The following is an 11,249-nucleotide window of genomic DNA, read 5'->3' on the forward strand; positions in this document are numbered from 1 at the left end:
GCATCACTTTTGTCTTGACAATGAAAGAATGTTTGATAAGAGTCGATGCCGAAAATGTCCAGTTTTTATAAAAAAATACAAGTAGATGCCTTCAAAACGTTATGATTTGGCGCGAGTTTGAGGCTTCCAATGTTGTGTAAACGCCCTGCGGAGTAACATATGAAAATTGGCTTGTGTGAAAAATGTGGGTCCCCGACAGACGCCCGTTATGAAATCCGTAACAACTGTGTATACCTGGTAAAATTCTGCAAAGACTGTGGCCGGACATCATCGCTTGTCACAAAAGACGCTCGAAAATGGCGATGGAAGAGAGAAATTGCCGAATACCAGGAGCCTACTGGCCCTCCAGCATGTAATCTAGATTGTAAGTCATGTGATCACAAGTTACATACTACCCCATCAACAGTCGCCATCGATGTCACGAATCTCTGCAACCAAAGGTGCCCGATCTGTTTAGCCTATGTAGACGCAATGGGATTTGCTTACAAACCTCCTCTGGAATATTTTGAGAAGATTTTTCGCGAATTTGAAAACAACGATCCTAGACCCAATATCTGCTTCTTTGGAGGAGAGCCAACGGTCCATGAGGATTTTCTTGATATAGTACGTCTTGCGAAAACTCATGGCTTTCAGGTTCAAATGTTCACTAACGGGATTAAACTGGCTGACATGAATTACTGCAAGGAACTCTGTTCACTCGGAGTTCAGGTCAATTTCGGTTTGGACGGTACCAAATCTGAAGTTTATAAGACTTTAAGAGGGGACAATTCTCTCGCGGTAAAGAAAAAGGCCTTTGAAAACGTTATAAAATGCGGGGTTAACAAGCTGACCGTCATCACCACGGTAGCCACGGGTGTTAATGACTCGAATATGTCTGAACTGATGGCCTTTATCCACGAGCGCAAAGAACATGTTTCCGTTTGGGCCTTTGTGCCGCTGACCCCATGCTGGGACGGTTCCAATGTGAAGTTGGAGCCTACTACTACGGAGTGCGTTGAAAATATATTTGAGAAGATGCTCCCAGAAATAGAGTTTGTGTCGACTGGAATGATGAAATTCGACGTCCTTTCCAGGTTTTTTGGAAAACAGACCTTAGGTGGATCACACCCGAACTGTGAAAGCGCTACTGTCGTGATCTCCGACGGGGAAAAATATGTTCCCATTTCGACTTATCTCAATACGCCTCTTTCTGAAGCGCTTTCAAAGTTAAAGAAGCTGGATGGAAAACTATCCCGGAAGAAACCTTTGGACTCGGCTTTCATATTACGACGTGGATGGTTTAATGTTTCTTCCGCTATACAGACAGCGTTCATTTTTGCGCAGACTGTCAACTTCAGGAAATCCTTCGCCAAACCTGCTTCTGTTAACGTAGTTAAAGCGCTCTGGGATATAATACGGGGACGGAAAATAGACGAGGTCCTGAAAAAGAGAACATGTTTCAAGCAATTATTGACATTAATTACTATTCCGTATGAAGACACGGGCGGACTGGAAAACGCCAGACTCCACGATTGCCCGGCTGTTTTCGCTTATGAAGATGTTGATACCGGAAAAATACGAACTGCGGCTTTTTGTTCATGGCAGACAGTAAAAGATGATGTGTGCCGAAAAATTCAGGCTCATTATGACTCAAACCGCAGTATCGATGAAAAGATAGTGGCCCGATCGGGGTAGATAGCTCCGCAGCCACAACGATCTGAGATGAAGTAGATTTTAGACTCTTGCATCAGCCCAATTAAAATAGATTTCTGTCGCCCATTTCTCTTGAATCGGGCCATGGAGATGTTTGCCATTAGGTTGACTTCTCCACGGAAGCATTTCCTTTCCGGTTTCTGCGGATCATGGAATGCCCCTCGTTAGCGCGATTATACCGACCTTTAACCGGGTGGATACACTCACGCGTTCAATCCGGTCAGTCCTGGATCAAACCTTCAAGGACATTGAACTCATTGTGGTGGATGATGGTTCGACAGACTCGACTTCTGAACTTGTGCGGAAAGTTTCAGGTTCAATAGTCTACCTGCATCAGGCCCATCAGGGAGTTTCCAGCGCACGCAACACGGGAATTATGGCGTCAAACGGGGATCTTGTCGCGTTCCTCGATTCTGATGACGAATGGAAACCCCGGAAAATTGAAAAGCAGTTGCAACTATATGACAGAACAGACCAAGATTTCATTTGCCATACCAATGAGCTATGGATGAAACACGGGCAGGTCGTTAATCAAAAGAAGATTCACGAGAAACAGGGTGGCAGATTCTTTGAACGCGCCCTGGAACGATGTCTCATCAGTCCGTCCTCGGTTATGATTTCACGAGCGTTGCTGGACAGAGTCGGTTATTTTGACGAGAGTTTGCCGGCGGCGGAAGATTACGATCTATGGTTAAGAATTACGGCCTTTTATTCGGTAAGATTCGCCGATGAACCACTGGTGGTTAAGTATGGAGACAGAGATGATCAACTGTCCAAAGTAGTGCCGGCGATTGATATATACAGGGTTCGGGCGATTCTGAAAATCCTGGACGATCCGGGCTTAAGGCCCACCTACAGAAAAGCCGCAGCCAAACAGTTGGTCAGAAAATGTTCTGTCCTGGCAAAAGGCCTCACAAAACGCGGAAGATATCACGAAGCGGCTACATACAATGAACTTGCTGAAAAATATGCGAACTGCATGGATCAAGCCTGCTCAAGTTAATTTTCAGAATCTGATGTTTTGGGTTCCATCTTTTGAAGTTCTGGAACCACTGCTGGCATCTATAGAACAAGTTGGGATTCTGAATCCTCCGGTGGTTAAGGGCGACGAATACAATATTTTTTCCCCTATCTTGGGAAGACGGCGGCTTCAGGTTGCGGCGGCGCTCAAGTTTGAGAGCGTCGAAGTAAGAATTGCCGATTCCTCATTGAATGACGACGACAAATATCTAATGGCCTTTTGGGATAACTTTGCCAGGATCAAACAGGATCCTGCTGTCAAGGCCCATACAATAAAGCGCCTTCTTGAATTATTTTCACGCGAAATTCTTGCAAAGAATATCTTGCCCTTTATAGACACTCCCCCAAGAGGGCCGAAACTGGAACGACTCAGAAAGATCGGAGGCCTGGAAAACAACATTCTTGAAGCAATATCAGACGGAAAGATTCAGGAGAAAAGCGCGATCCTGTTTGCGGAACTTCCATTTAACGAGCGTCAGGCCGTTTTCAAACTGGTTTGTAATCTCGGGCTCAATTCAAACAAAGCCTTTGAAATAATTTCCAGTCTGTTTGATTTATCGATCCTTTGGAAGAAGCCTGTCACTGACTTGCTGAGCGATCCTGACGCTGTCAGGATCCTGGATGATTCTGTCCTAAGCGCTCAGGAAAGGGCGTCAGCGTTCAGGGACTCGTTAAAATCCTGGAAACATCCATACATATATGAAAAACAAAAGGGTTTCGAAGGTTGGGCAAGGGAAATTCATCCGCCGGAAAATGTTCGCATGAGGCCGGCTCAATCTTTCGAGGACGACTCCGTGAGCATTGAAATGCGCCTCGACTCGCGAGCCGAAGCCGAAAAGTTTTTGACGGTGATTGACCAATATAAAAAAGAAACACCGGGCAAAGCGAATGACTAATGATCAATCCTTAAATTTGTCCTTGACGCTCTGAGGCAATTCACTGTCATCGCTCTGGACGATTGACGTGAGATTATCTGTTTCCGTCGGTTCCTGAGACGCTTGCGGCTCATTTTCTTTTTGCGTCTTGCCCTTCTTGTCGTTTTCTCCAGCCATGAAACGTCTCCAGTAAAATTTGAACTTTTATTCGTTCTTTATCGGATTAATATAACAGGGATGGCCATTTGTCCACAGGGACCCACAATCCCGGACTAAACAGCGGTATCCAACGATCAGCGTCTCAGGTGTGTAATGTATGTGATAGATCAAGTATGGGTTGAACGGGAAGCAATGGAATATCCTTTAACAGAGAGGATAATCAAAGCTTCTAACCCAGCGAGAGTCCTCATCGGGTCGCAGATTCTCGAGGAGTCGGCCCGTGTAGAACTTGCGGGAGATCCATTCAGGAGAGGCAAGCGAATACTCAAGCTGACCAGGTACAGAGGGAGCTTTGTAAAACCGTGTCCTGGCACGAAAACCTATATCTGTTGCGGATTGAATATACTTAACATTGGGCAGGGCTGTCCTATTGATTGCCGATATTGCGCCTTGCAGGTTTATTTCAACAACCCGGTGATGGAAGTCTATGTGAATTTGAACGAAATGTTTGACGAGCTGAGAGATTTTCTCGATAAAGCGCCCGAAGATCGCTTTTTTCGTTTGTGCACCGGCGAGTTCACGGATTCGCTGGCGCTGGATCCATACACAGGATTGGCTGAACAGTTACTCCAATTGTTTTCGAGTCGCAAAAACGCGTCTCTGGAATTCAAAACAAAATCAGATTTCATCACGCCCCTATTGGAATCGAATCCCCATGGAAACATAATTGCAAGTTTTTCAATGAATGCGCCGAGCTTTAGCAAGACAGAGGAAATTCGCTCTTCGAGCTTGTCTCAAAGATTGAAAGCGGCTGCTTTGGCAGTGTCTCAGGGGTACAGGGTAGGATTTCATTTTGATCCAATTGTGCCCTTTGACGGCTGGGAGAAAGGGTATGGCGAGACTGTAGACGCAATTTTTACCAGTGTGAAGCCTGAGTCAATCGCCTGGATCTCCATGGGGGTATTACGGTTTGTTCCGGAATTGAAGGATATCGTGATGTCCCGTTTTGGCCCAGTGACATACTTTTGTGATTCTTTCGCCCCTGGGCTCGACGGGAAGGCGCGTTTAAGCCGTGATCGCAGAATAGTGATTTACAAAACCATAGCCGAGAGAATCAGGTCCTACGGGGAAAATGTCCTGCTATACCTGTGCATGGAGTCTCCTTTGGTGTGGCACGAATCGTTGGGGTTGGAAATGAGAAGCAATGAGCAGTTGGCGGGACTTTTGGATGAGGCCGCCCGAGAATATGTTTCAAAATAGTTTGCGCAGACTTCCTTGACTAAGAAGTAGATATTAAGTTATTAAGGCTTTTCTCAAAAATCCTGCCTTGCAGGATTATTTCGCCATGAGTTTGAGGACGTCGTTCAACGATGGCATACAGGGCAAAGGATGAACGGACAAATTGCTTGCCTCAAACATATGTTAATCGCGTCGCAATTAATTACATTTCGCGACGACGATTTTGGATTCTCAAGGAGATAGTCTAAATGAATGAGAGAGAAACTATAATAGAATTTTTATCCAGAGCTTCGGATTATGATTTATCGGTCCTGTTTGAGGTTCTTGATGTGGCCCATCAGAACCTGATCTATGAGACCACTGATGAACTCCTGGTTATGGACCAGTTTATGACCAGCCTGTGGATTGCAACGAGGTCAAGTTCAATGTAAGCGGTGTTTTATTGCGTCTGTCTGTAAGATGAGGAATCATCCAAGAACAACGGGGACGATGAGAGGAGTGATCATACCGGGAAAAAACAAGGCTAATTCATATTCCTTACTTATTGTCCGGCGACTAACGATGAGTGGGGTCACCCAAAGACTTCACTCGTCGCTCCGGGCGCCTTCAGGTTGTTTCAAAATGTGATTTGAAACCCCGACTCTGTAATTCGCATCTAAAATTAGTGAAATAAATCGGAAGGGGCGATATCCGCAGCTTTAAAGGCTGAACAAAAGACGGATAAATTTATTACGGCGCAGAAGGTATTTTAAACCTTCGATAAATCCCATCACCGCTCGCTGCGTGACACTGCGAAGGGTAAATTGGGCCTGGTAAAGGCTGACCATGGCAGTTCCTGTTACGCCCTTTGGGTTTCAGCGTGCGGCGTCGGACTCTGTTGAGAGTCAGGAATGGGGGGTTAGCTATGAACAAAACAATATACACCACGATTCTTGTAGTTGCGCTTTTGGCGTTTACAGCCGGCAGCGTTCAAGCGCGAGGCTTCCACATGGGGGGACAAATGGGCCCGCATGGCGGTGGTGGAATAAGTCACTTTGCGCCATCTGTCAACAGGCCATCATTTAACGTTTCACACTCCTCGGGGCAGTCTTTCCAGCATCGGAGCAGTGGGTTTTCCAATCCTGCGTTTTCGGGCCGCGGTCAGTCGTTTACACGGGGACCAGCGCAATCTCACACGAATTTCAAATCCTGGGAACATAAGCTTCCATCTGAGCATGGCGTACAATCCCAGACTGGGCGAGTGTTGGAACATAATCCAACTCAAGGTCAGGTACAGCATTTCCTGAATCTCCCGAAAAATAACGCCGGTACGAATAGACATGGCATGGGCAAAATTGGAGCGGCCGCTCTCGGAGCCACAGCAGGCGCAATTGCGCTTGATCACTTCAAGGGAACCCGGGCTGATCTAGCGGCTGTGGGAAGCGGGCATCTGCCCGTGAAGGGCAAAGAGCCGAACCGGACTCTGGATCCTGGAGCTGTCCAGCGTCTCCAGAAAAATTACTCCCAGCTTTACCACACCACATTCAACAAGAATTGGTGGGGGCAACACCAGAATTTCAACAACAACTATTGGCACAGCAACGTGTGGTCTTACCGACCATGGTATTACTGGTGGAGACCGGCCACGTGGGCGATTCTGAGTTCATGGGTTCCCTGGGACTGGGGCTCGCCGTTGTACTATGATTATGGAGACAATTTCTATTACTCCGACGGCTTTGTTTATCTGAATGGTCATCGGGTCTGTAGCGCCGATGAGTATTACGATCAGGCTGTGGACCTCCTGGCAAGAGCGCCAAAAGTCAAGAGCGACCCCGAGCAATGGATGCCTCTGGGAGTTTTTGCATTGACTCAGGACGCGACAAAGCCTTCGAAAATAGTCCTGCAACTTGCAGTAAACAAGGAAGGCAGTATTCAGGGGACGTACTATAACACTGAAGACAAAACCGCCAAGCCGATAAAGGGGATTGTAGAAAAGAAATCTCAAAGGGCTGTGTGGACGTTTGCGGATGAAAACAACCATGCGGTGATAATGGAGACAGGTATTTACAACCTTACAAAGGATCAGACCAACGTTCTGGTTCATTTCGGCAAGAATAAAACACAAGAGTGGATTTTGGTACGTCTCAAGGAGCCACCGGCAGAGGAAGGTTCGGCGCCTACAGATACTGCGAAATAAAAACCATTGGGTGGCCGGTCAAAGACTGGCCGCCCAATGCCTGTACAAAAAGGATTGTCGCTAATCGGTGACGTGAATATTAGAAGAAATAGCCTATGACGTACCGTAACCCAACCACGCTGATCACAATCGCGAGCATCGGCCTGATGATCGCTCCTGGGACGTACTTCTGAACAGAAGCTCCGAGATACATTCCAACGAAGCCACCTATTCCGAAAAGAAAACCGAGTAACCAGTCCGGTCTGACAGGCGCTCCTGCTTGAGCGAAAAGAGGCCCTACAAATTGGAAGAAAAACACACCCCCTATCGATGTGACACAAGTGCCCATGAGCGTGGCGCCCGCGATAGTATGGATGGGGAGATGAAAAAACGTGACAATAAAAGGGGCTATGATGGCCCCGCCGCCAATGCCGTATATCCCCCCAATGAGACCTACGATTAGGGACAGTACGAAAAGACCTGTCGTGTGAAAACTGAACCGCTCCCCGAAAAACTCGTATTCTGTCCTTGCAAGAGACCAACTGATGGTTTTGACAGCGTGTCCTCCGGAATCTAGTCCAGTGGAATTTTTGCCCGCTGCCTTCCTCATTTTTGCTTCAGCGGTGTTCGCAGCGGTGGTCCGGCCTCTCTGGGCGATTGCCTGATAAAGCATTCGTCCGCCGATGTACAGCAGAACGCAGCCGGCGAACAGCTTAAACGGGCGCGGGTCCGGCAGATAGACGATTCTGATTATTCCACCAAGAAAGAGGCCGGGGAACGTGCCTACGATAATGTTCCAGGCGAGAGGCCAATTCATGCGCCCTTCACGGAAATATTTATAAACAGCGCTGGGTATTCCTACTACGTTAAAGACAAGGTTGGTGGGGGTAACAGCGGGGCTTGTAAAGCCAAGAACGCTGACCTGAAACGGTAATATTAGAAAAGCGCCTGATATGCCGCCCATTGATGTAAAAAAAGAGATAACAAAACCAACAAGTGGCGGAATCCATATAGCTGTTTCGATTCCTGAAACGGGAAAAGTCATGTTAGCCTCCAAAGGAGAGCGCCATTGCTACGGGAGTTGGCCTAAAATTCTCTGTTTGAAAGCGGCCAGAGACCAGTCAACTGTCAGTTGACACGTTTTTAATTAAAAACGTGTGACTAATATAAAAACGAGTTATAGTGATTGTCAAGTAGTTTCGATTATTATCTCCGTGTTGGCCCGACAAGATGGATCTGGTAGTATTTCGATTAGTGGAGTCGAATATTTTGGGTCAGGACGCCTGGGAAAAAATTCATGCCTGAAAAAAAGAATAATAACTCCGAATCATCGGCTGAAACCAGCAATCGGGACGCTTCCAGGCTGCCAAACCCAGCCAGAATATATGCGGCGCCAGAGCAAGCCCGATATCTGGACCCAACCCAATTGGCTAAGCTGGAACAGGGGTTCCGGTCATGGGCTCAGGCTTCATCGCGGCCGGACGTATACTCTTCCCGGAAACGGATATTGTTGATCTTTCTTCTAATCCGTTATACCGGAGCCCGGCTCAGTGAGGTTTTAGGGCTTGACCTGCAGAGAGATGTCGATGGGTTAAAACATGTCGTTCGTTTCGGTAACATTGATTCAAGTCAGGCGAGTGGGCGAGAAGTCCAGATTTCTTCAGTCCTGACGTCTGAAATACAATCTGCGTTGAATGACCCTGCATTTTCAGAGTCGGTCGGGCCGTTGTTAAATGTGGACGCGGGTCACGTTCGACGCAAGTTTTATCAACGCTCGGTGGCCTGTGGTTTCGCGCAGGAGTTAGGTTCTCCAAACGCCATTCGTAGGGCCAGGGCCGTGGAACTGATGCAGGGGAACATGCCGCTGCCGGTAGTCCAGAGGGTTTTGGGCCACTCGACTCCGAATCTTACAGCGTCATTTGTCGCTTTTTCCGACGAAGACATTCATCAGGTCGCAAGGCATTTTGTTGAAAGGGAAAACAGGCTTAAGAGCAGCGCCCGTAATACTTTTTTCGGGAAAATCGGTACCGTAAAGAAGGGTGACATCCAGTCCCAAATCGAGTTGGTAACTATTGATGGGGAGATTGTGACTACGGTTATCACGAATTACAGCCTGAAAAGGCTGGGTCTGAAGGCCGGATCGCTGGTTACAGCCGAGGTCAAGGCCCCGTGGGTCATATTGGAAAAAGGCCCCGTCCGACCGTCAAGTACCGCTGAGAACATATTCCACGGCGTTGTTTCGCAAATCGTTCGCGGTAGGCTTACGACTGAATTCATTGTCCGGATCCATGACGGGACTGAACTATGTTCGTTGGTCACCGAGAAAAGCAGACGCAAGCTCGACATCAAGGAAGGCGACGAAGTCTGGGTAATGTTCAACAGCTTTGCGGTAATTCTGCACGTGGATTAAACAGTTTTTTTGAGGAGACGCGAATGAGAAGAAAAAACGAACAAAAACTTGTTCACCAAGGGAAGTATGTGGCCGAGGTCGATGTTGATCTTGTGTATACGGATGACGGATGGGAACCATATCTTACCGTGGATGACGCCAAGAGACTTGACGAAGTCAGGGAGGCCCTGGCGCGAGGGGACCTGGATAGGGCTTCACGGTACGGGCGAGTCTATATTCTAACCCCGGTAACTTCACAAACGGACGTGCCCGACCACGTAACGCCCTGAAACCCTCACACGTTGTTTCAAGCTATCATATTATTCATTGGTTTTCTATTTCCTGCCTTGTGTCATTTCGACCGTCACGGGAGAAATCTTTTCCGCTGGGGGAAAATGGGAAATTTTTACGTAATTGTGTGACGTGCCATATAACACACAATCCCGGGCTTTGGTCGATACAGGCTTATTGAGCTGCTTTGGCGCTTTCCGCAACAGAGGTTGATTCAGACACCCGGGTCATAGAGCAGGTTTGTTGAAACCAACCCTGTCTGTTCAGTCGCTCCCAAGCTTTGGTGATATGATTCGGACTAAATATCTTTCGCTTCCGACTATTCCAACCTTGCAATCCTCTTATGGCGGCATTTGGGTCGGTCATGGCCTCTTTCGATTCGTTCGTTGCAATCCAATGAATCGAAGCCAACAACTCCATACCATAAGGGGTCTCGAAACCTTCTATAAGATTCGCGACACGGTTTAGCCGATCTGTTACCGACATGTCAAAAGCCATGAGGAAAGCTTGGGCAGTTTCTGGGGCATCGGGAAGAAGATGAATTTCCGCCCGTTGAGATCTATCACCGTAACCGCTAATATAGTGTCCCTCCATGACTTGAAGAACATGGTTGAGGTTCTCGGCATAAGGTCCGTAGATATGTCGCACAAAGTTAAGGCGAAGTGGTTCACCCGCGCATTGTAAAAAATAGGCTAATTTCTGAATCTCCAAGAGGGTTAGTGAGTAATCAGGAATCTGATACAGATCCATGAGACGGATGAACAGAGCCCTGCCAATTGTCATGTTCGGCTTTTTTGTCCCCACTGGCATTTCATGAACGTTGGGAGCGCCTGATGGTTCGTAGAGGATTACAGTTACATCCTGGGCGCCTACAAAAGCAGATTCTATCAAGGGGCCGACTACTTTCCATTCAAGACCACCGGCTCCGCACCCGAGCGGTGGAATGGCGATCGATTTTATCCCGAGCCTATGCGTTTCTTGCGCCAAATTCTCGAGCCCGGATTTAATATCCTCTAATCGAGACTTATTTTTCCAGTGCAATTTTGTTGGAAAGTTAATGATGTATTTGGGGTTCGACAGAGAAGAAGTCGTATGAGTGAACATACGACCCAAAACTACTTGTCCCGCCTTGCAGGCGACGCTATATTTTTTGAAATTTTCTGGAAACGCTCTTTTGAATTGAAGGGCTATGCCTTTACCCATCACACCGACACAATTTACGGTATTTACCAAGGCCTCCGCATCTGCTTCCAGAAGATTACCCTTCGTTCTCTGAATCATCATTGTCTCCATTTAGAAGTACCTGTTCAGCGACAATTACACTTGAGCGTCAACGACAATTACATTTGTGCATCTTTCGGTGAGTAGTTGTCTGTTAGAGATGTCCATAATTTGTTGGAAGGGGGCATTGTTTTGCAGACGACTGACG

Annotated in this window: 11 protein-coding genes; 8 read left to right on the plus strand and 3 right to left on the minus strand. The window is 47.3% G+C overall.

Annotated features, from left to right (window positions below; translation table 11 throughout):
• The first annotated feature begins 159 nt into the window (after positions 1–159).
• From WC647_15595 to WC647_15605, 3 genes are all read left to right on the plus strand, one after another.
• Positions 160–1,674 carry a radical SAM protein gene (locus tag WC647_15595; GenBank protein MFA6223733.1) on the plus strand — a complete coding sequence of 505 codons (1,515 nt, stop codon included), beginning with the start codon at positions 160–162 and terminating at the stop codon, positions 1,672–1,674.
• Positions 1,675–1,846: 172 nt separating this feature from the next.
• Complete coding sequence (locus WC647_15600; GenBank protein MFA6223734.1) at positions 1,847–2,695, plus strand: glycosyltransferase; 849 nt, start codon at positions 1,847–1,849, stop codon at positions 2,693–2,695.
• Positions 2,643–3,608, plus strand: a complete 966-nt coding sequence (locus tag WC647_15605; protein ID MFA6223735.1) for a ParB/RepB/Spo0J family partition protein — start codon at positions 2,643–2,645, stop codon at positions 3,606–3,608. The genes WC647_15600 and WC647_15605 overlap by 53 nt, the downstream gene beginning before the upstream one ends.
• Before the next feature lie 3 nt (positions 3,609–3,611).
• Here the strand turns inward: WC647_15605 and WC647_15610 are convergent, their stop codons facing one another.
• Complete coding sequence (locus WC647_15610) at positions 3,612–3,764, minus strand: hypothetical protein (protein ID MFA6223736.1); 153 nt, start codon at positions 3,762–3,764, stop codon at positions 3,612–3,614.
• A 141-nt stretch (positions 3,765–3,905) separates the two neighbouring features.
• On the opposite strand from WC647_15610, the gene WC647_15615 reads away from it, so the two are divergent.
• From WC647_15615 to WC647_15625, 3 genes are all read left to right on the plus strand, one after another.
• On the plus strand, positions 3,906–5,006 hold the full coding sequence (locus WC647_15615) for a radical SAM protein (protein MFA6223737.1): 1,101 nt from the start codon (positions 3,906–3,908) through the stop codon (positions 5,004–5,006).
• A gap of 227 nt (positions 5,007–5,233) precedes the next feature.
• Positions 5,234–5,416 carry a hypothetical protein gene (locus WC647_15620; protein MFA6223738.1) on the plus strand — a complete coding sequence of 61 codons (183 nt, stop codon included), beginning with the start codon at positions 5,234–5,236 and terminating at the stop codon, positions 5,414–5,416.
• Between the two features lie 473 nt (positions 5,417–5,889).
• Positions 5,890–7,161 carry a hypothetical protein gene (locus tag WC647_15625; GenBank protein MFA6223739.1) on the plus strand — a complete coding sequence of 424 codons (1,272 nt, stop codon included), beginning with the start codon at positions 5,890–5,892 and terminating at the stop codon, positions 7,159–7,161.
• 79 nt (positions 7,162–7,240) lie between these two features.
• Here the strand turns inward: WC647_15625 and WC647_15630 are convergent, their stop codons facing one another.
• A complete protein-coding gene (locus WC647_15630; GenBank protein MFA6223740.1) occupies positions 7,241–8,185 on the minus strand; it encodes a sulfite exporter TauE/SafE family protein in 945 nt (314 codons plus the stop codon).
• A gap of 252 nt (positions 8,186–8,437) precedes the next feature.
• Between WC647_15630 and WC647_15635 the strand changes: the two genes are divergently transcribed.
• Together WC647_15635 and WC647_15640 are read left to right on the plus strand one after the other, a co-directional pair.
• A complete protein-coding gene (locus tag WC647_15635; protein MFA6223741.1) occupies positions 8,438–9,550 on the plus strand; it encodes a TOBE domain-containing protein in 1,113 nt (370 codons plus the stop codon).
• 23 nt (positions 9,551–9,573) lie between these two features.
• Complete coding sequence (locus WC647_15640; protein ID MFA6223742.1) at positions 9,574–9,819, plus strand: hypothetical protein; 246 nt, start codon at positions 9,574–9,576, stop codon at positions 9,817–9,819.
• A 175-nt stretch (positions 9,820–9,994) separates the two neighbouring features.
• Here the strand turns inward: WC647_15640 and WC647_15645 are convergent, their stop codons facing one another.
• Positions 9,995–11,101 carry a macro domain-containing protein gene (locus tag WC647_15645; GenBank protein MFA6223743.1) on the minus strand — a complete coding sequence of 369 codons (1,107 nt, stop codon included), beginning with the start codon at positions 11,099–11,101 and terminating at the stop codon, positions 9,995–9,997.
• Positions 11,102–11,249: the final 148 nt, after the last annotated feature.

Source organism: Desulfomonilaceae bacterium (genome assembly GCA_041662605.1).
GTDB lineage: Bacteria > Desulfobacterota > Desulfomonilia > Desulfomonilales > Desulfomonilaceae > CAJBEZ01.